The following is a 22,619-nucleotide window of genomic DNA, read 5'->3' as shown; positions in this document are numbered from 1 at the left end:
GGCCGCGGGTGTGGCGGGCGTGATGAAGATGGTCATGGCCATGCAACACGGACAGATCCCGGCGACGCTGCACGTGACCGAACCCTCTCCGCATGTGGACTGGTCTTCCGGCGCGGTGCGGCTGGCGACGGACTCCGTCGAGTGGCCGGACACCGGAAGGCCGCGGCGGGCAGGGGTTTCCGCGTTCGGTATCAGCGGCACCAACGCCCACGTGATCCTGGAACAGGCACCGCCCAACGAAACCCCGGTTTCCACGGCCCCGCCCGTTCTCCCTTGGGTCGTCACGGGCAAGACCCCGGAAGCGCTCACCGCGCTGGCCGCCCGGGTGGCCGAATACGGCCTCGACCACAATCCGGCCGACGTCGCCGCCGGGCTCGCGGGCCGCTCGATGTTCGAGTATCGCGCGGTCGCCGTCGGCTCGGCCCAACCGGAACTGCTGTCAGCCTTGGCGTCGGGTGATCAGCCTGCTGGTGTGGTGCGGGGTTCTGGCTCGGGTGTTGAGCGTGTGGTTTTCGTGTTCCCTGGTCAGGGTTCGCAGTGGCTGGGGATGGCTTCGGCTCTTCTTGGTGAGAGCCCGGTCTTTGCTTCGCGGATGGCGGAGTGTGCTGAGGCTTTGGGGTCCTTTGTGGACTGGTCGTTGTTCGAGGTGTTGGGCGACGAGGCTGCTTTGACCAGGGTTGATGTTGTTCAGCCGGTGTTGTGGTCGGTGATGGTGTCGCTGGCCGCGGTGTGGCGTTCGTTGGGTGTTGTTCCGTCGGCGGTGGTGGGTCACTCGCAGGGTGAGATCGCCGCTGCGGTGGTGGCTGGTGGTTTGAGTCTCGAAGACGGCGCTCGGGTGGTGGCGCTGCGGAGCCAGGCCATCGCTGCGGAGCTTGCCGGTTTGGGTGGAATGCTGTCGGTGGCCGCACCTGTCACCGAGGTCGGCGAGGGTGTGTCGATCGCGGCGGTGAATGGCCCGAACGCGGTGGTGCTCTCGGGTGACCCCGACGCACTCGCGAAGGCGAAGGCCCACTACGAGGCTGAAGGCATTCGGGCCAGGTTGGTGGCGGTGGACTACGCGTCACATTCGGCTCATGTGGAGCGGATCGAGACGCAGCTGGCTGAGCTGCTGGCTCCGGTGACCCCGCACACGGGCGACATACCGTTCTATTCCACTGTGGACTCCCGATGGCTGGACACGGTCGAGTTGACGGGTGGCTATTGGTATCGGAATCTGCGTCAGACGGTGCGGTTCGCCGACGCGGTGGAGCACCTGGCTGCCGAGGGGCAGCAGATGTTCGTGGAGGTCAGCGCTCATCCGGTGTTGACGATGGCGATCGAGGACACCGTGGATGTCCCGGTGGTGGGCACGTTGCGTCGTGACGAGGGTGGGTTGGACCGGTTCCTGCTCTCCGCGGGTGAGGCGTTCTGCCATGGTGCGGACGTCGACTGGCGCACGCTCCTCGGCAAGGCCGGGACTGTTCCCGAAGACCTGCCGACCTACCCGTTCCAACACGAGCGCTACTGGCCGGATGGCGTGAACGGCAACGGAAACGTCGTGTCCGCCGGGCTCGGCGCCACCGACCATCCGCTGCTCGGCGCGGCGGTCGAACTCGCGGACGGCGAGGGGCTCCTCTTCACCGGCCGGGTGTCCGTGCACAGCCACCCCTGGCTGGCCGAGCACGCCGTCGCAGGCACCATCCTGTTCCCCGGCACCGCGTACCTCGAACTGGCCATCCACGCCGGCGACCAGATCGGCTGCGGACACCTCGAAGAGTTGGCCATGGAGACCCCGCTGGTGCTGCCCAGCAGCGGCGGCGTGCAGGTGCAGCTCGTCGTGGCCGAACCCGGCGAGGGCGGTCGCCGTGGCATCGAGTTCTACTCCAGGCTCGACGACGGCGAGTGGACCCGGCACGCGGCCGGGGTACTCAGCCCGGCCGCACCGGCGGCCACCGCGGACTTGACGGTGTGGCCCCCGCCAGGCGCGGAAGCCGTCGACGTCGCCGGTTTCTACGCCGGGCTGGCCGAACAGGGTTACGAGTACGGACCGGCGTTCCAGGGACTGCGGGCCGCCTGGCGCCGGGGCGACGAGGTGTTCGGCGAGGTCGCCCTGCCCGACGCGCAGCGGTTCACCGCCGACCGGTACGGCCTGCATCCCGCCCTGCTGGACGCGGCGATGCAGACCACCGAACTCGGCGGCTTCGACGAGGACGGGGCGACCCGTCTCCCGCTGCTGTGGACCGGCGTCACCCTGCACGCCACCGGCGCCGCCGCACTGCGCGTCCGGGTTTCGCCTGCCGGACAGGACGCCGTGGCCGTCGACGTGGCCGACCTCGCCGGTGCTCCGGTCGCGTCGGTCTCCTCGCTGGTGGCGCGCCCTGTGTCGGCGGAGCAACTCGCCGCGGCGAGGTCCGCCGGCCGGGACGCGCTCTACCGGCTCGACTGGACGCCCCTGCCGGTGGAACCGCGAATCGGTGAGCGACCGGTACTGGTGGGCGGGGACCATCTCGGCCTCGCCGCCGCCGGCCTCGAACCGGTCGAGTACGCGGATCTCCCGGTGCTCGCGAAAGAGCTCGCCGAGATCCCGGCGGTGGTATTCGCCACCTGCCCCCAGACCCCCGAGGACGAGCTGATCACCGCGATCGGGACGGCGACCGACCGGGTGCTCGGGTTGGCGCAGGACTGGCTGGCCGACGAGCGGTTCGCCGCCGCGAAACTGGTCCTGCTGGTCCGCGACGCGCCGGCGCAGTCCGCGATCACCGGCCTGATCCGGTCCGCGACCGCGGAGAACCCCGGCAGGCTGGTGCTGGCGCACGTCGACGACGATCCGGCCTCGCTGCGGGCGGTGGCAGGCGCGCTGGCCACCGGTGAACCGGAGTTCGCCGTGCGGGCGGGGCAGGTGCTCGTGCCGCGGCTGGCCCGAGCCGGGCAGCCCACCGGTGAACCGGTGACGCTCGACGTCGAGGGCACGGTCCTCGTGACCGGCGGCACCGGCACCCTCGGCCGTCTCCTCGCCCGGCACCTCGTCGTCAGGCACGGCGTCCGCCACCTGCTGCTCGTCGGCAGGCAGGGACCCGAAGCCGAAGGTGCCGGCGAACTGGTCGCGGAGCTCGCCGAGCTCGGTGCCGAGGTGACGGTCGCCGCGTGCGACGTGTCCGAGCGGGAGGAGATCCGTGCCCTGCTGGGAACGATCCCGGCCGCCCGGCCGCTGACCGCGGTGGTGCACACCGCCGCGGTACTGGACGACGGCGTGTTCGGTTCGTTCACCCCGCAACGAGTGGACAAGACCTTGCGCCCCAAGGCTTACGCCGCGATCCACCTGCACGAGCTCACAAAGGACCTCGACCTCACCGCCTTCGTGCTCTTCTCCTCCGGTGCGGGCGTCTACGGCAGTCCCGGGCAGGCGAACTACGCGGCCGCGAACTCGGTGCTGGACGCCTTGGCCGAGCAGCGCCGGGCAGCCGGGCTCCCCGCGATCTCGCTGGACTGGGGACTTTGGGCGAGCACCAGCAAGCTCACCGGCACGCTGGGTGCGGCGGACCTGGGCCGCATCGCCAGGGAAGGCGGGCTCGCGATCTCCGACGAGGAAGGCCTGGCGCTGTTCGACGAAGCGCTGCGGCACAACTCGCCGGTGCTGATGCCGTCGCCGATGGACACGTCGGTGTTGCGGGCCCAGGCCAAGGCGGGCACCCTGCCGCCGTTGCTGAGCGGGCTGGTGCGGGCACCCGCCCGTCGTGTCGCGGCGGGTACCGCCTCCGCCACGGGCGGGGACGACCGCGAACAGGCCGCGCTGCTCGGCAGGCTGGCCGGACTGGATCACGACGGCCGGACCGCGCTGCTGCTGGACCTGGTGTGCGGGCACGCCGCCACCGTGCTCGGACACCAGAGCGCGGCAGCGGTGGATCCGCAGCGGGGATTCCTCGAGATGGGCTTCGACTCGTTGACCGGGATCGAGCTGCGCAACCGGCTCAACGCGGCGGTCGGGCAGCGGCTGCCCGCCACGTTGATCTTCGACTACCCGGCGCCGGAACCGGTGGCCGGTCTGCTCGCGGAGAACCTGGCCGCCATCAGTACGTCCACTGTGGACACTCCGCCGTTGCTGGGCAGGCTCGACAGCCTGGACGCGGAGCTGGCCGCGCTGACGCTGGACGAGCGGTCGCGAGCCCAGCTGGTGGAGCGGCTCACCGCGCTGGCCGCCCGGTACGGCGGCGGGTCGCAGGCGGAAGGCGGACTCACCGAGAAGCTCGACGCCGCCTCCGACGACGAGATCTTCGACTTCATCGACAACGAACTCAAGGCGTGACCGGTCGCAAGACCGCGAGACCTGACCACTGACCGGTTCGGCAACAGAACAGATCGAGGCTGAATGTGATGCGAAAGATGACACGACGACGGTTACGGCCGTCAGCGCTGCTGGTCGCGGCGCTGCTCGGGACCACCCTGGTCTCCGGCGTCGGCGGCCAGACCGCCCAGGCGGCGCCGCCGGTGCCGGCGCGCCAGCCGGACGAATCGGTGCTGCGCCCGGCCGAGGCCAAACACGACCCCCCGAGCGCGCTCCCACCCGGTTTCGCCCAGCAGACCGTGGTCTCGGGCCTCACCGAGCCGACCGCGGTGGCGTTCGCGCCGGACGGCAAGACCTTCATCGCGGAGAAATCGGGGATCATCCGGGTCCGTGACTCCGTCGACGCCGCGACCGGCAAGGTTTTCGCGGATCTGCGCACCGAGGTGTTCGACGGCTGGGACCGCGGTCTGATCGGGCTGGCCGTGCACCCGAAGTTCCCGCAACAGCCCTACATCTACGCGCTCTACACCTACGACGCGCCGCCGGGGGAGACCGCGCCGAAGTGGAACGACAAGTGTCCGTCGCCGCCGGGGTACACCGAGGACGGCTGCGTGGTGACCAACCGCATCGTCAAACTGACGATGGGCGCCGACGGGATCGCCGGCGCGCCGGAGACGCTCGTCAGCGGCTGGTGCCAGCAGTACCCCAGCCACACCGCGGACACGCTCGCCTTCGGTCCCGACGGCCTGCTGTACGCCAGTGCCGGTGAAGGCGCCAGCTTCAACTTCGTCGACTACGGCCAGCAGAAGAACCCGTGTGCCGACCCGCCGGGCGGCGCGGGCACCAATCTGACCATTCCGGACGCTCGGGGCGGTTCGCTGCGTTCGCAGTCGCCGCGCCGTCCCGGGGGCGAGCCGATGGTGCTCAACGGCACCGTGATCCGCATCGACCCGCTGACCGGCCAGGGCGTGCCCGGCAACCCGTACGCGTCGAGCACCGACGAGAACGCGCGCCGGATCGTGGCCTACGGCATGCGCAACCCGTTCCGGTTCACCCTGCGCCCGCAGACCGGCGAGGTCTGGCTCGGCGACGTCGGTGAGACCCTGGCGGACGAGATCAACCGGTTCACCCCGGACCCGGCGAAGGCTCCCAACATGGGCTGGCCCTGCTTCGAGGGCAAGGACCCGCATCCCGGCTGGAAGGCGGCCGGGTTGAAGCAGTGCGACTCCCTCTACGCGGAGGGCGGCGATCAGAAGCCGGTTCTGCAGTACGCCAACGGTGCCAAGGTTTCACCGGACGACACCTGCCCCAACACCAGCGGTGCCTCGTTGTCCGGGTTCGCTTTCGCCGACGGACAGACCCTGCCGGAGCCCTACCGGAACTCGCTGTTCTTCAGCGACAGCACCCGCGGCTGCATCTGGGTGATGGGCAAGGACGCGCAGGGCGCGCCGGACCCGGCCAAGGTGACCACCTTCGCCAGCGGCCTCGGGGTGCCGGTGCAGCTGGCGTTCGGTCCCGGCGGCGGCCTGTACTACGTCTCGGTCGACACCGGCGAGCTGCGCCGGATCACCTACGACAACGACCCGAACGTCGCGCCCAAGGCCGTGATCAAGGCCAAGCCGACCGCCGGGCGGTCTCCGCTGTTCGTGCGGTTCGACGGCCGCGGCTCCACCGACCCCGAAGGCGCGCGCCTTCGGTACGAATGGGACCTGGACGGCGACAGCCAGTTCGACGACTGGACGGGGCCGCTGGCGAGCTGGCTGTACCTGAAGAAGCAGTTCGTGCGCCCGGCGCTGAAGGTCACCGACCCCGGCGGAAAGAGTTCGACGGCCAAGGTCGACGTGGTGGTGGACAACGCTCCGCCGCCCGAGCCGGTCCCGGTGATCACCACGCCTGCTCCCGAGCTCACCTGGCAGGTCGGCCAGCGGATCTCCTTCTCCGGTGGGGCTTCCGACGCCCAGGACGGCCCGTTGCCCGCCTCGGCGCTGGACTGGAAGCTGACCATGCGGCACTGCGCCGGGGACGGCCACTGCCACAGCCACGACATCGAGACGTTCCCGGGTACGGCCTCGGGTGAGTTCGCCGCGCCCGACCACCCCTACCCGTCGCACCTCGAGCTGACGCTCAACGCCACCGACTCCGACGGCAACGTCAGCACCAGGACGGTGGAGCTGCAGCCGCAGACCGTGGACGTCACGTTCAAATCCGACCCACCGGGCATCGGGGTCACCGTCGGCAACTACGGCGTGGTGACGGACTCGACGGTGAAGGTCATCGTCGGCACCGCGCTCTCGGTCAGCGCCGCCGGCAAGATCGAGATCCCGCCGTACGAGCTGGTGTTCGACAAGTGGGGCGACGGCGCCGGAGCCAGCCGCATCATCAAGGCGCCCGAGCAACCGGCGACCTACACCGTCTACTACCGGGTCTGCCCTTGTTAGTGACGTCGTGAGTGGCGTTTCGGGTTAGAACCCGAAACGCCACTCACGACCCCCTGTACCGAGCGCGGAGCCGTCACATCCGCCACAGCCCCGAAGCGGGGCTTGCCAAGCCTTTCCGGTGTGGCAGGCCCCGCTTCGGCGTGCCCGCGTTTCGCCTGCTCCAGGCGTTGACCTAGGGGCGGTTAGGGGTTGTCGGTCCTTCTTCGGCGCAAATATTCTCAGCGAGAATTCTGGGGAAACGTGCGTGTACGGGCAATTCTTTGGTTCGCGGATTCCCGCGGACGCGGTCAGGCCGCGAGATTTTCGCGCGGACCGCGCGCGTGGGGAGTTCGTCGTGAAGAGGTGGCGTTGAGTGAGCAATGAGCAGAAGCTTCGGGACTACCTCAAACGTGTGACCGCGGACCTGGCGCAAACGCGCCAGCGGCTGCAGTCGGCGGAGGCGGCGGAGAGTGAGCCGATCGCGATCGTGGGCATCGGCTGCCGGTTCCCCGGCGAGGTGCGCTCCGCCGAGGACCTCTGGGAGCTGGTCCGCGCCGGTGGTGACGCGATCGGTCCCTTCCCCGCCGATCGCGGCTGGGATCTCGAGGCGCTCTACGACCCGGACCCCGACCGGCCGGGCACCAGTTACGTCCGCGAAGGCGGGTTCCTGTCCGACGCCGCCGATTTCGACGCCGGGTTCTTCGGTATCTCGCCGCGTGAGGCGCTGGCGATGGACCCTCAGCAGCGGCTGCTGCTCGAGGTTTCCTGGGAGGTGCTCGAAAACGCCGGGATCGTGCCCGCGTCGCTGCGTGGCAGCCGGACCGGGGTGTTCTCCGGCGTCGCCTACTTCGACTACCTGAGCCGGTTCGCCGGCGCCGAGCTCCCCGCCGATCTTGAGGGTTACGTCGGCAACGGCAACGTCGGCAGCATGGCTTCCGGCCGGATCGCCTACACCCTCGGCCTCGAAGGCCCCACGCTGACCGTGGACACCGCGTGCTCCTCGTCGCTGGTCACGCTGCACCTGGCGGTCCGTGCGCTGCGGGCGGGCGAATGTGATCTGGCATTGGCGGGCGGGGTCACCGTGATGCCGAGCCCGGCCACGTTCCAGGACTTCAGCCGCCAGCGCGGGCTCGCCACCGACGCGCGCTGCAAGGCGTTCGGTGAAGGCGCCGACGGCACCAGCATGAGTGAAGGCGTCGGCATGTTCCTGGTGGAACGGCTCTCCGACGCCAGGCGCAACGGGCACACCGTGCTCGCCGTGGTCCGCGGCACCGCGGTCAACTCCGACGGCGCCAGCAGTGGCCTCACCGCTCCCAACGGTCCTTCCCAGCAGCGGGTCATCCGCGCCGCGCTCGACAGCGCCGGCCTCAAACCGTCCGATGTGGACGCCGTCGAGGCGCACGGTACCGGCACCTCACTCGGTGACCCGATCGAGGCGCAGGCGCTGATCGCGGCGTACGGGCAGGATCGGGCGGCACCGCTGTGGCTGGGCTCGGTGAAGTCCAACATCGGGCACACGCAGGCGGCCGCCGGGGCCGCGGGCGTGATCAAGATGATCATGGCCATGCGGCACGGTGTGCTGCCGAAGACCCTGCACGCCGGCGTGCCGACGTCCCAAGTGGACTGGACCGCGGGCGCGGTCTCGGTGCTGACCGAAGCCAGGCCTTGGCCGGAGACCGGGCAGCCCCGCCGCGCCGGTGTCTCTTCGTTCGGCATGAGCGGGACCAACGCCCACGTCGTACTCGAGCAGGCGCCGGCGGACGAGCCCGCGGAGCTCCCGTCGAACGCCCCGGCGGTGGTTCCGTGGGTGCTTTCGGCCAAAACGCCGGAGGCACTGCGGGACCAGGCCGGACTGCTGAAGCAGGCCGTCGGCCCTTCGGTGGACGTCGCCGATGTGGCTTTCTCGCTGGCGACCACCCGGTCGTCGCTGGAGCACCGAGCGGTCGTACTGGGCGAAAGCCACGACGACCTCCTCGCGGCGCTGACCGCCCTGGCCGACGGAACGACGTCACCGGACGTGGTGACCGGTGGCGCGACGCGCGGTAAGACCGCGTTTTTGTTCGCTGGTCAGGGTTCTCAGCGTGTGGGTATGGGGGCGGAGCTGTATGCGGAGTTCCCGGTTTTCGCTGAGGCTTTTGATGCTGCGTGTGAGTTTTTGCCGCCGTTAGGGGATCTTGGCCGTACGGAGTTCGCGCAACCGGCTCTGTTTGCTTTGGAAGTCGCGCTGTATCGGCTTGTCGAGTCGTGGGGTGTTCGTCCCGATTTTGTGATGGGGCATTCGATCGGTGAGATCGCGGCCGCTCATGTTGCTGGTGTGTTCTCGTTGGAGGACGCGGGAAAACTGGTGTCGGCTCGTGGCCGCCTGATGCAGGCGCTGCCCGAGGGCGGCGTGATGGTCGCGATCGAGGCGACCGAGGACGAGTTCGTGTTGTCGCCCGAGTTCGGGATCGCTGCGGTGAATGGTTCGAGGTCGGTGGTGATTTCGGGTGCCGAGGCGGTTGTCGTACGGATTGCCGAGGAGTTCGCGGCTAGGGGTCGTAAGACGAAGCGTCTTGAGGTGAGTCATGCGTTCCATTCGCCGTTGATGGAGCCGATGCTCGCGGAGTTCTCGAAGGTTCTTGAGGGGATCACGTTCAACGCGCCGGAGATTCCGGTGGTGTCCACTGTGTCCGGTGAGCTGACCGCGGATTGGGCGTCGCCGGGGTATTGGCTGGATCATGTACGTCAGGCGGTGCGTTTCGCCGACGGCGTGGAAACGTTGGCCGCCCAGGGCGTGACCCGGTTCGCCGAACTGGGCCCCGACGGCGTGCTGACGGCGATGGCCCAGGGCTGCCTTCCCGACACCGAAGCCCTGCTCGTGCCGTTCCTGCGGGCCGATCGGCCCGAGGTCCACAGCGCGGCCGGCGCGCTGGCCGCGCTGCACACCCGCGGCGTCCGGGTGAACTGGACCGCGCTGGTCAGCGGGCGCCGGATCGGGCTGCCCACCTACGCCTTCCAACACGACCGATACTGGTTCGACGCCCCTCCCGCTGCAGGGCGATCCGCCGCGACCGGGCTCGGGCTCGCCGCGACCGAGCACCCGCTGCTCGGTGCCGTGATCGAGCTCGCCGCCGGCGAGGAGACCGTCCTCACCGGACGCCTTTCCCTCGCCACCCACCCCTGGCTCGCCGGGCACGCGGTGCACGGGCGGGTACTGGTGCCCGGCACCGCGTTCGTGGAACTCGCCGTCCAGGCAGGCGATCGGGCAGGCTGCGACCAGGTCGACGAGCTGATCATCGAGGCACCGCTCTACCTGCCGGAAACCGGCGGTACCCGGCTGCAGGTGTCGATCGGCGGCCGGGACGAGCGCGGGCGCCGCGAACTCGGCCTGTACTCCCAGCCCGAGGACGAGCCGGACGGCGCATGGACCCGCCACGCGGCGGGCTTCCTCAGCTCCGGCCCCCGGCGGACGGCGGGCACCCTCGCCACCTGGCCGCCGCCGGGCGCCGAACCGGTCGAGCTCGGCGACTTCTACGCGGACGCCGCGCGCCAAGGATTCGCCTACGAACCCCCGTTCCAGGGGCTGCGGGCCGTCTGGCGGCTCGGCGACGACGTGTTCGCCGAGGTCGAACTGCCGTCCGAAGCCAAGGCGGACGCGGACCGGTTCGCGGTCCATCCGGCGCTGCTGGACGCCGCGCTGCACGCACTCGCGTTCGGAGACCTGATCCCCGGTGGCACCGCGGGCAAACTTCCCTTCGCCTGGACCGACGTCGTGGTCCACGCGGTGGCCGCCGCTTCGCTGCGGGTCCGGCTGAGCCCGGGAGGGACCGACGCCGTGGCCGTGCTGGTCGCGGACGGAGCCGGTGAACCGGTCGCCGAGATCGGCTCCCTCACCCTGCGCCCGCTCGCCGCGGACGAGCCGGCCGACCGGCATCGCGACAGCCTGTTCCGGCTGGACTGGCTCCCGGTTCCCGCCGGGGACGCGCAGCCGTCCGTCGCCGTGTTCGGCGACGACTTCACCGGTTTCACGGAACTGGCGGCCAGGGACGAGGTGCCCGATTACGCGGTGGTCCCGTTCACCGCGACGACGGCGGACCTCGCCGGCCAGGTCGGCCGGGTACTGCGGCTGGTCCAGGAGTGGCTCGCCGAGGAGACGCTGGCGGACACCCGGTTCGTCCTGCTCACCGGCAACGCGGTGACCACCGGCGAGGATCTCGCGCCGGACTCCGCCGCCGCGGCCGTCTGGGGACTGCTGCGGTCGGTCCGTGAGGAGAATCCCGGCCGGGTCGTGCAGATCGACGCGGACGACGGCCACGCGTCCGTCGTGGCCGCGTTGTCCTCCGGTGAACCCGAGGTGGCGGTCCGCGACGGGAAGTTGTTCGGCGCGAGGCTGGTCAGGGCCGAGCCGGGGGCGGTGCCGCCGCCCGGTCCGTGGCGACTGGAGAGCCGCCGGAAGACCACCCTGGCCGAGCTCGCGCTGCTGCCCTGCCCCGAGGCCGCCGCGCCGCTGGCGCCGGGGGAGGTCCGGGTTTCCGTCCGCGCGGCCGGTCTGAACTTCCGTGACGTGCTCAACGCACTCGGCATGTACCCCGGCGACGCCGGGCTCATCGGCGTCGAAGGCGCCGGGGTCATCACCGAGCTCGGCTCGGAGGTCACCGGATTCGCGGTCGGCGACCGGGTGCTCGGGCTGCTGCCCGGTGGGTTCGGCCCGCTCGCGGTCACCGACGCCCGCACGGTCGTGCGCATGCCGGAGCACTGGAGCTTCACCGAGGCGGCTTCGGTCCCCGTCGTGTTCCTCACCGCCTTCTACGCGCTGCGGGACCTCGCCGGTCTGCGCGCGGGGGAGTCGCTGCTGGTGCACGCGGCGGCAGGCGGCGTCGGCATGGCCGCCGTGCAGCTGGCCCGGCACTGGGGTATCGAGGTCTTCGGTACCGCGAGCGCGGCCAAGCAGCCGGTTCTGCGGGGTCTCGGCCTCGACGACGACCATCTCGCCTCCTCCAGGGACCTCGAGTTCGCGGACAAGTTCCTCGCGGCCACCGGCGGCCGCGGAGTGGACGTCGTCCTGAACGCGCTCGCGAACGAGTTCGTCGACGCGTCGCTGCGCCTGCAGCCGCGCGGTGGCCGCTTCCTGGAGATGGGCAAGACGGACGTCCGCGAACCCGAAGCGGTCGCCGCCGCCCACGAAGGCGTGCGCTATCAAGCATTCGACCTCGGCGACGCCGGCCCGCGGCGGATCGGCGAGATGCTCGGCGAGGTGCTGGCGCTGTTCGGCGAGGGCGCGCTCGACTTCCTGCCGATCCGCACCTGGGACGTCCGCCGGGGCGCGGAGGCGTTCCGGTTCGTTTCCCAGGCCAAGCACATCGGCAAGGTGGTGCTCACGGTGCCGCGCCCGCTCGACGAGCAGGGCACCGTCCTGATCACCGGTGGCACCGGAACCCTCGGCGGGCTGGTCGCCCGGCACCTGGTCACCGAGCACGGCGTGCAAAATCTGCTGCTGGCGAGCCGAACCGGCCGCGCCCCCGCGCTGGAAGCCGAGCTGACCGAGCTCGGCGCACGGGTCCGGATCGCGGCGTGCGACGTCGCGGACGCCGACCAGCTGGGCACGCTCCTGGCGGAGATCCCGGCCGGACATCCGCTCACCGCCGTGGTGCACGCGGCGGGGGTACTCGACGACGGGACCATCCCGTCGCTCGACGACGACAGGCTCACCGGAGTGCTGCGGCCCAAGGCGGACGCGGCCCTCGTGCTGCACCGGCTGACCAGGCACCTCGACCTCGCCGAGTTCGTGCTCTTCTCCTCCGGTGCCGGGGTTTTCGGCAGCCCGGGGCAGGGCGCCTACGCGGCGGCCAACGCCTGCCTGGACGCGCTGGCCGAGCAGCGCCGTGCCGACGGCCTGCCCGCGGTCGCCTTGGCATGGGGGTTGTGGGCGGAAGCCAGCGGGATGACCGCCGGCCTCGGTGAAACCGACCGCGCCCGGCTGGAACGCGGAGGCAGCACGGCCTTGTCGAGCGAGCAGGGGCTCGCGTTGTTCGACATCGGTCGCGGCGGTCCCCACGCGACGCTCGTGCCCGCACCCCTCGATCTGACCGAACTCCGTGCCGAGGCCCGCGCGGGCACTCTCCCGGCGTTGCTGCGCGGTTTGGTGTCCGCCGGTTTCCGGCGGACCGCTTCGGCCGCGGCGACAGCACAGGGCGGTGAACTCGCCCGGCGGCTGGCCGGACTGTCCGAAGTGGACCGTGAACAGGCACTGGTGGACCTGGTCCGCGCCGAGGCCGCGGTGGTGCTCGCCCACCGTTCGGCCGACAGCGTCGATCCCGGCCGCGCTTTCAAGGAACTCGGCTTCGACTCGCTGACCGCGATCGAACTGCGCAACCGGCTCGGCGCCGCCACCGGGCTGAAGCTGCCGGCGACCCTGGTCTTCGACTATCCGGCGCCGATCGTGCTCGGCCGGTTCCTCGACGAGGAGCTGCGTGGCGGTGCCGCGGACACCGCCACACCGGCTCGCGCCACCGTCGGGGTGACCGACGAACCGATCGCCATCGTCGGCATGGCCTGCCGCCTGCCGGGCGGCATCGACGGCCCGGAGGGGCTGTGGCGGCTGCTCGAGGACGGCGCCGACGCGATCGGCCCCATGCCGTCCGACCGCGGCTGGGACATCGACCGGCTCTACGACGCCGACCCGGACAAGCCCGGGACGATGTACACCGTCGACGGTGGCTTCGTGACCGGCGCCGCCGACTTCGACCCCGCGTTCTTCGGGATTTCCCCGCGTGAAGCGCTCGCGATGGACCCGCAGCAGCGGCTGTTGCTGGAAACCTCTTGGGAAGCGCTGGAAAGGGCGGGTATCGACCCGCTGTCCTTGCGCGGTTCCGCCACCGGGGTGTTCGCGGGGGCAGGCGGTTCCGACTACGCGAACGTGCTGAAGAACGCGCCGGCGGAAACGGAGATGCACGTCCTCACCGGTACGGCGGGCGCGGTGGTCTCCGGCCGGATCGCCTACGTCCTGGGGCTGGAAGGCCCCGCGGTCACCGTCGACACCGCTTGCTCGTCCTCACTGGTCGCGTTGCACCTGGCGGCCCAGTCCCTCCGGCGGGGCGAATGCGATCTCGCGCTGGCCGGCGGCGTCACGGTGATGGCCACCCCGGCGACGTTCGTCGAATTCAGCCGCCAGCGCGGCCTTGCCGCCGACGGCCGATGCAAGCCCTTCGCCGAGGGCGCGGACGGCACGGGCTGGGGCGAGGGCGCCGGAATGCTGCTGGTGGAACGGTTGTCGGACGCCCGGCGGCTCGGTCACCCCGTGCTCGCGGTGGTGCGGGGCAGCGCGGTGAACTCCGATGGCGCGTCGAATGGTTTGACGGCACCGAATGGTCCTTCGCAGCAACGGGTCATCCGGGCGGCGCTGGCGAGCGCCGGCCTCTCACCGTCCGATGTGGACGCTGTCGAGGCGCACGGCACGGGCACCGCGCTGGGCGACCCGATCGAGGCGCAGGCGCTGCTCGCGACCTACGGCCAGGACCGGGAAGAACCGTTGTGGCTGGGGTCGGTGAAGTCGAACCTGGGGCACACCCAGGCCGCGGCCGGGGTCGCGGGCGTGATCAAGATGGTGCTGGCGATGCGGCACGGTGTGCTGCCGAAGTCGTTGCACGTGGACTCGCCCTCGTCTCAGGTGGACTGGTCGTCCGGGGTGGTGGAGCTGCTCACCGAGGCCAGGCCCTGGCCGTCGGCCGGGCGTCCGCGACGGGCGGGGATCTCTTCGTTCGGTATCAGCGGGACCAACGCGCACACCATCATCGAACAGGCGCCCGCCGGGGCCCCGGTCCGTGAGAGCGCCGCGCCGTCGGTGCTGCCCTTGGTGCTCTCGGCGAAGACCGGTGCCGCGTTGCGAGCGCAGGCCGGACGGCTGCGTTCCTTTGTGGACTCTCCGATGGACGTCACCGATGTGGCGTTCTCGCTGGCGACGACCCGAGCCGCGCTGGAGCACCGCGCGGTCTTGCTCGGTGAGGACAAGGACGAACTGCTGCGGTCGCTGACCGCGCTGGCCGACGGTGAGTCCTCGGCCACCGTCGTCACCGGGACGCCCGTGCGGGGCAAGCTCGCGTTCCTGTTCAGCGGCCAGGGTGCCCAGCGGGTGGCCATGGGACGGGAGTTGTACGCGGAGTTCCCGGTGTTCGCCGAGGCCTACGACGCTGCCTGCGCCCACTTGCCTTCGGGGCTGAGTGAGGTCGTGGCAGGAGACGCCGAAGCGCTGAACCGGACGGAGTTCTCCCAGCCCGCCCTGTTCGCGATCGAGGTCGCGCTGTACCGGCTGGCCGAGTCCTGGGGGATCAGGGCCGACTTCCTGCTGGGGCATTCGATCGGCGAGGTCGCGGCGGCCCATGTGGCGGGCGTGTTCTCCCTGGCGGACGCGGGCAAACTGATCACCGCCCGCGGACGGCTGATGCAGGCGCTGCCCGACGGCGGGGCGATGGTGGCCGTGGAGGCGACCGAGGACGAGTTCGAACCGGACGGCGAGTTCGGGGTCGCCGCGGTGAACGGTCCCGAATCGGTGGTCCTCTCGGGCGCCGAGGACGTGGTGAGCCGGATCGCGGCCGAGTTCGCGGCCAAGGGCCGCAAGACGAAGCGGCTCGCGGTCAGCCACGCGTTCCACTCGCCGTTGATGGAGCCCATGCTCGTCGGGTTCGCCGAAGTACTCGCCACGCTGACCTACCACGAACCGGCGATTCCGCTGGTGTCCACCGTGTCGGGGGCCGTGACCACCGAAATCGCTTCACCCGGGTACTGGCTCGAGCACGTCCGCGCCGCGGTGCGGTTCGCCGACGGGGTGGGGGAACTGGCCGCGCAGGGCGTGACCACCTTCGTCGAACTGGGCCCCGACGGGGTGTTGAGCGGACTCGCCCAGCGGACCTTGCCCGACGCGGAAAACCTGTTCGTACCGGTACTGCGCGCGGACCGGCCCGAGGTGCGTTCGGCGCTGAGCATGATCAGCGCGCTGCACACCCGGGGGATCGCGGTGGACTGGCCCGCCCTGCTCACCGGCAACCGGGTCGAGCTGCCCACCTACGCCTTCCAGCACGAACACTTCTGGCCGAAGGGAATGGGCGGGAACGGCGACCTCACGGCGGCCGGGCTCGGCAGCGCCGACCACCCGCTGCTCGGCGCGGCGGTGGAGGTCGCGGACGGCGAACTGGTCCTCACCGGCCGCCTCGCGCTGGCCACCCACGGCTGGCTGGCCGACCACGTGGTCCACGACCGGGTACTCCTGCCGGGGACCGCGTTCGTCGAACTGGCGCTACAGGCCGGAAAACGGACCGGATACGACCGGCTCGCCGAGCTCACGCTGTCGGCGCCGCTCGTCCTCCCGGACACCGGCGGGGTGCGGCTCCAAGTGGTCCTGCGCCCGGCCGACGAAGGGGCGGGACGGGAGATCGCGATTTACTCGCGTCGCGACTCCGACGGGGAGGAGTGGACTCAGCACGCCGTCGGCACGCTGGTCGCCGAGCCGCCTGCCGGGCAGCCGGATGCGCTGAGCGCCTGGCCGCCACCCGGCGCGGTACCGGTCGAACTCGGTGAGTTCTACGAGAGTTTCGGCGAGGGCTTCCGCTACGGTCCGGCCTTCCGCGGCCTGCGTGCCGTATGGACTCTCGGGGAGGACGTCTACACCGAGGTCGAGCTGCCGTCGGAAGAGCATTCCGAGGCGGCCCGGTGTGGTCTGCACCCCGCGCTGCTCGACGCCGCGTTGCACGGAATCGGGTTCGGCGGGTTCGTCTCCGACCCGGGCGCCGGCTTCCTTCCGTTCGTGTGGAGCGACGTGGCACTGCACGCCACCTCGGCCACGGCCGTGCGGGTCAAGCTCAGCCCGGCCGGTCCGGACTCGGTGTCGGTGCTGGTCGCCGATGCCGAAGGGGCACCGGTCGCCGAGGTCGGCTCGTTGGCTCTGCGTGCGGTGACCGCGGATTCGGTACGGGACTCCGCGATCCCGGCGGACACCTTGTGGACGGTCGACTGGGTCGCGGTCCCGGCCGGTCCTGCCGTGGACACAGTGGACACCGACGTGACGGTGGTCGCGGACCTCGCCGAGTTGACCGGCGAAGTGCCCGCGATCGTGGTCGTCGACTGTGCGGCCGTCGGTGCGGCCTCGGGTGAACTGACTTCGTCGACGCTCGCGCTCGTTCAAGAGTGGTTGCGCGACAAAGCTTTCGAGGACTCACTGCTGGTGGTGCGGACGTGCGGCGCGGTCGCGACGAGTGCGGGCGAGGACGTCCGTGACCTCCCCGCAGCCGCCGTCCACGGCCTGCTGCGCAGTGTTCAGTCCGAGCACCCCGGCCGCGTGCTGGTGGTGGACGTCGACGAAGACTCGCGATCCCTCGCGCCGGCACTTTCGCTCACCGGTGAGCCGGAGATCGCGGTACGGGGCGGCGAGCTTTTCGTGCCACGCCTCGCCCGCGTTTCCCGTACCGCCGAGCTGGCGGCGCCCGCGGACGGACCTTGGCGCCTCGACAGCATCGGCAAGGGCACGCTGGGAAACCTCAGCCTGCTGCCTTGGCCCGCCGCTCGGGAACCGCTGGGCGAGCTCGAAGTGCGTGTCGCCATGCGGGCCGCCGGGGTGAACTTCCGTGACGTGCTGAACGCGTTGGGCATGTATCCCGGCGACGCCGGTCTGATGGGCATGGAAGGCGCCGGAGTGGTGCTGGAGGTCGGCGCGAAGGTCACCGGACTGGCTCCGGGCGATCGCGTGCTCGGCCTGATCTCGGCGTCTTTCGGTCCGGTGGCGGTGGCCGATTCCCGGATGCTGGCCAGGATTCCGGCCGGATGGTCCTTTGTGGACGCCGCGTCGGTGCCACTGGTCTTTCTCACCGCGTTCTACGCTTTGCGTGATTTGGCCGACGTCAGGTCGGGGGACGCGGTGCTGGTGCACGCGGCCGCCGGTGGGGTGGGCATGGCCGCTGTACAGCTGGCCCGGCATTGGGGCGCCGAGGTCTTCGCGACGGCGAGTGCGGGCAAGTGGGACGCGGTTCGCGCGCTGGGTGTGGCCGATGGTCATGTCGCCTCGTCGCGGGATACCGGTTTCGAGGCGAAGTTCCTCGCCGCGACGGATGGTCGTGGCGTGGATGTGGTCTTGGACGCGCTGGCGGGCGAGTTCGTCGATGCCTCGTTGCGGTTGTTGCCGCGTGGCGGCCGGTTCGTGGAAATGGGCAAGACGGATGTCCGTGAGCCGGATCAGATCGCGGTCGAGTTCCCCGGTGTTGCCTATCAGGCGTTCGATCTGATCGAGGCCGGTCCGGTGCGGATCGGCGAAATGCTGGCCGAGTTGGTGGGGCTGTTCGAGACGGAGGCGCTCTCGCCGTTGCCGTCTCGGGTGTGGGACGTAAGGCAGGCGCCGGAGGCGTTCCGTTTCATGTCCCAGGCGAAGCACGTGGGCAAGGTTGTGCTCAGCGTGCCGCGGCCGCTTGATCCGGCGGGGACGGTGCTGATCACCGGTGGTACCGGGAATCTGGGTGCTTTGGTGGCGCGGCACCTGGTCGGCCAGGGCGCGCGGAAACTGTTGCTGGTGAGTCGTCGTGGTCTGTCGGCTCCTGGTGCTGCCGAGTTGGTCGATGAACTGACCGGTCTGGGTGTCGAGGTGTCGGTGGCCGCGTGTGACGTGGCCGACCGCGAGGCACTGGCCGATGCTCTGTCCACTGTGGACCTAACGGCGGTGGTGCACACCGCCGGGGTGCTGGATGACGGGGTCGTGGAGTCGTTGACCGCCGACCGTGTCGCCGGGGTATTGGGTCCCAAGGCGGACGCGGCGTGGAATCTGCACGAGTTGACGAAGAACCAGGATTTGGCTGAGTTCGTGGTGTTTTCGTCGGCTTCGGGAGTTTTCGGTAACCCCGGTCAGGCGAATTACTCGGCGGCGAATGTGTTCCTGGATGCTCTCGCGGCTCATCGCCGGGCGAACGGCTTGCCAGGACTGTCGCTGGCGTGGGGTCTGTGGGATCAGGAAAACAGTGGCATGGGGGCGACCCTCGGTGTCGCCGACCGCGCCGCCCGGTCCGGCAGCGCCGCGATCCGGCCGGAAGAGGGGCTGGCACTGTTCGACGCCGCCCGTGCGCGGGCCGCGTCCCTGCTGGTCCCCGCTCCGCTCGACCCGGCCTCCCTGCGGGACACGGCCGTACCGGCACTGCTCCGGGGGCTCACCCGGCCGTCCACCCGGCGCGCTGCCTCCGGCAAGGTCGGCGACGGTGGCTCCCTGGTGAGCGAGCTTTCCGGGCTGTCCCCGGCGGAACAGGACAAGCAGCTCACCGACCTGGTGCGGGCCAACGCGGCGATCGTGCTCGGGTATGCCTCGGCGGACCGCATCGAACCGCTGCAGGCGTTCAAGGATCTCGGGTTCGACTCGCTGACCTCGGTCGAACTGCGCAACCGGCTGGCTTCCGCGATCGGCGCGAAACTGCCGGCCACGCTGATCTTCGACTACCCCAGCCCGGCGGTGCTCGGGACGTACCTGCGCACCGAACTGCTCGGCACCCAGCCCGCCCCCGACACCGCACCGGTGCGGCGGCAGGCGGTCACGGACGACCCGATCGTCATCGTCGGCATGGCCTGCCGCTTCCCCGGCGGGGCGAACTCGCCGGAGGAGTTCTGGGACCTGCTGCTCCAGGGCCGCGACGCGATTTCGGAGTTCCCGGCCGACCGCGGCTGGGACGCCAAGGCGCTGTACCACCCGGACCCCGCCCACGAGGGCACGACCTACACCGTCGAGGGCGGGTTCCTGCACGACGCCACGGAGTTCGACCCCGGGTTCTTCGGCATCTCGCCCCGCGAGGCGCTGGCGATGGACCCCCAGCAGCGGCTGCTGCTGGAGACCGCGTGGGAGGCCTTCGAACGTGCGGGGCTGGACGCCACCGCCCTGCGCGGCACCGCCACCGGCGTCTTCGCCGGGACGATGGGCCAGGACTACGCCAGTGTCCTGCAGAACGCGTCGGCGGAGACCGAGGCACACGCGCTGACCGGCAACGCGGCGTCCATCGTGTCCGGCCGCATCGCCTACACCCTCGGGCTGGAAGGCCCCGCCGTCACCGTGGACACCGCGTGCTCGTCTTCGCTGGTGGCCTTGCATCTGGCCATGCAGTCGCTCCGCACGGGCGAATGCGATCTGGCACTGGCGGGCGGCGTGACCGTGATGGCCACCCCCGCGGCCTTCATCGATTTCAGCCGCCAGCGCGGGTTGGCCGTGAACGGACGCTGTAAGCCGTTCTCGGCCGGCGCCGACGGCACGAGCTGGGGTGAAGGTGCCGGCATGCTGGTCGTCGAACGGCTCTCCGACGCCAGGAGGCACGGGCACCCCGTGCTCGCGGTCGTGCGGGGCAGCGCGGTCAACTCCGACGGCGCGTCCAACGGGCTGACCGCGCCCAACGGCCCCTCGCAGCAGCGGGTGATCAAGGCGGCGCTGGCCGGGGCCGGCCTCACACCGTCCGATGTGGACGTCGTGGAGGCGCACGGCACCGGGACCTCTCTCGGTGACCCGATCGAAGCGCACGCCCTGCTGGCCACCTACGGGCAGGACCGTGAACGGCCGCTGTGGCTGGGTTCGGTCAAGTCGAACCTCGGGCACACCCAGGCCGCGGCGGGCGTCGCGGGCATCATCAAGATGGTCATGGCGATGCGGCACGGCGTGCTGCCGAAGACACTGCACGTGGACCAGGCGTCACCGCATGTGGACTGGTCGGCCGGTGCGGTGGAACTGCTCACCGAAGCCCAGCCGTGGACCCGGAACGGGACCCCGCGGCGGGCGGCGGTCTCCTCGTTCGGGATCAGCGGGACCAACGCGCACACCGTCCTCGAAGAGGCACCGGAAGCGCCGCCCGCCGCGGTGACGGCGGACCGGCCACTGGTGCCGTGGGTGCTCTCCGCCAAGTCGGTGCCCGCGCTGCGGGCACAGGCGAGCAGGCTCCAAGCCCGTGTCCTCACCGGCACGGCCCCGAACCCGGTCGACTTCGGCTGGTCGCTCGCCGCTTCCCGTGCCGCTCACGAACACCGCGCGGTGGTGCTCGTCGAGGACACCGCTGGTGCGGCCGCCGGACTCGGCGCGGTGGCCGCGGGGGAAACACCGGCAGGCGTGGTGGAAGGTACCGCGAACACCGGCAAGCTGGCCTTCCTCTTCACCGGGCAGGGCGCCCAGCGCCGAGGAATGGGCTCGCGGTTGTACCGCGAGTTCCCGGTCTTCACCGAAGCCTTCGACGCCGTCTGCGCGGAACTCGACCCGAAGCTCGGCCGGTCACTGCGGGCGGTGCTCGAAGACGAACCGGAGCTGCTCGACCAGACCCGCTTCACCCAGGCAGCACTGTTCGCGCTCGAGGTCGCGTTGTTCCGGCTGGTCGAATCCTGGGGCGTCCGCCCGGACTTCCTGCTGGGGCACTCCATCGGGGAGATCGCCGCCGCGCACGTCGCCGGAGTGTTCTCGCTCGCGGACGCCGCCACGCTCGTGGCGGCTCGCGGGTCGCTCATGCAGGCACTGCCGTCCGGTGGCGCGATGGTGGCGGTCGAGGCCACCGAGGACGAAGTGCTGGTGCAGCTGAAAGCCGTACCGGACACGGTCGACGTCGCCGCGGTCAACGGGCCGCGTTCGGTGGTGATCTCCGGCGCCGAAGCCGTGGTGCTCGCGGTGGCGGACCGGTTCACCGAACAGGGCCGCCGTACCAAACGGCTGGCCGTCAGCCACGCGTTCCACTCGGCGCTGATGGAGCCGATGCTCGCGGAATTCGCCGAGGTCCTCGGCGGGCTCACCTTCGCCGAGCCGCGGATCCCGATCGTTTCGAACGTGACCGGCGAGCTCGCCACAGGACTGTCCGAGCCCGCGTACTGGACCGCGCACGTCCGCCAGGCCGTCCGGTTCGCCGACGGGGTCGGCCTTCTCACCGGTGCCGGGGTGACGACGTGGCTCGAGCTCGGGCCGGACGGGGTGCTTTCGGGGATGGCCCGTGAGTGCCTGCCGGAGCAGGGGACCGAGGCCGCCTTCGCCTCGGTGCTGCGTGGCGAGCGTGACGAGCCGCGCTCCGCGCTCGGTGCACTGGGAAAGGTGTGGGCGAGTGGCGGGGAGGTCGACTGGGCCGCGTACTTCGGCCCGGCCAACCAGGTCGACTTGCCGACCTATGCCTTCCAGCGGCAGCGATACTGGCTCGACGCCCCGGCCGCCACCCCACTGGAGCAGTCGTCCGAAGTGGACAGCCGGTTCTGGGCGGCGGTGGACCGCCAAGACCTCGGTTCCTTGGCGGACGGCCTCGCCCTCGATCTGGACCAGCCGCTCAGCGCGGTGCTCCCGGCGATGGCGGAGTGGCGACGGCGGCAGCGCGATGAGTCCGTTGTGGACGGATTGCGGTATCGCGTGAGCTGGCAACGGCTGCCCGAACGGCCGACCGGGGGTGTCACCGGTTCCTGGTTGCTGCTGGTGCCCGCCGACGGCCATCCGGCCGCCGAGGTGGTGAGCCGGGCACTCGGCGCCGAGGTCCGGACCCTTCCGTTGCCTTCGGACCCCGGCGGGTACACCGGCGTCGCCGCCTTGCTGCCCGCGGGTGCGAACGCGGCGACGGAAGCCCTCGCACTGATCCAGGCACTCGACGCGGCCGGGCTCGACGCGCCGCTGTGGCTGCTCACCCAGGGAGCGGTCTCCACCGGTGACGGTGACCGGCTCGCCGACCCCGCGCAGGCACAGGCCTGGGGCCTCGGCCGCGTCGCCGGGCTCGAATCCCCCGACCGCTGGGGCGGTCTCGTCGACCTGCCCGCCGACTGTGACGACCGCGCCGCCGAGCGGGTACTGGACGTACTCGCTGGGGACGAGGACCAGGTGGCCGTACGGTCCACCGGGATGTTCGCCCGGCGGCTCGTCCGGTTCGCGAAACCGGCGGGAGCCGTGGCTTGGCGGCCGTCGGGAATGGTGCTGATCACCGGCGGTACCGGCGCGCTGGGCGCGCGGGTGGCTC

3 protein-coding genes are annotated in these 22,619 nt (G+C 71.0%); all 3 read left to right on the top strand.

Translation table 11 applies throughout. The features are described from left to right. Positions 1-4,282, top strand: a 4,282-nt coding sequence (locus tag H5J31_RS35370) for an SDR family NAD(P)-dependent oxidoreductase (RefSeq protein ID WP_456237054.1), incomplete at its 5' end; no start/stop codon positions are given. A 68-nt stretch (positions 4,283-4,350) separates the two neighbouring features. Beyond that, complete coding sequence (locus H5J31_RS35365) at positions 4,351-6,699, top strand: PQQ-dependent sugar dehydrogenase (RefSeq protein WP_236005580.1); 2,349 nt, start codon at positions 4,351-4,353, stop codon at positions 6,697-6,699. A 352-nt stretch (positions 6,700-7,051) separates the two neighbouring features. Beyond that, a partial coding sequence (locus H5J31_RS35360; RefSeq protein ID WP_181777034.1) for a type I polyketide synthase occupies positions 7,052-22,619 on the top strand: 15,568 nt, incomplete at its 3' end.

It is taken from the genome of Amycolatopsis pittospori (genome assembly GCF_013870525.1).
GTDB classification, from domain to species: Bacteria; Actinomycetota; Actinomycetes; order Mycobacteriales; family Pseudonocardiaceae; genus Amycolatopsis; species Amycolatopsis pittospori.
This window is presented reverse-complemented; position numbering and strand designations above follow the sequence as displayed.

Bases quoted from the DNA above. Each gene is read 5' to 3' on its own strand.
- H5J31_RS35365 (WP_236005580.1), top strand. From the start codon at position 4,351: ATGCGAAAGATGACACGACGACGGTTACGGCCGTCAGCGCTGCTGGTC.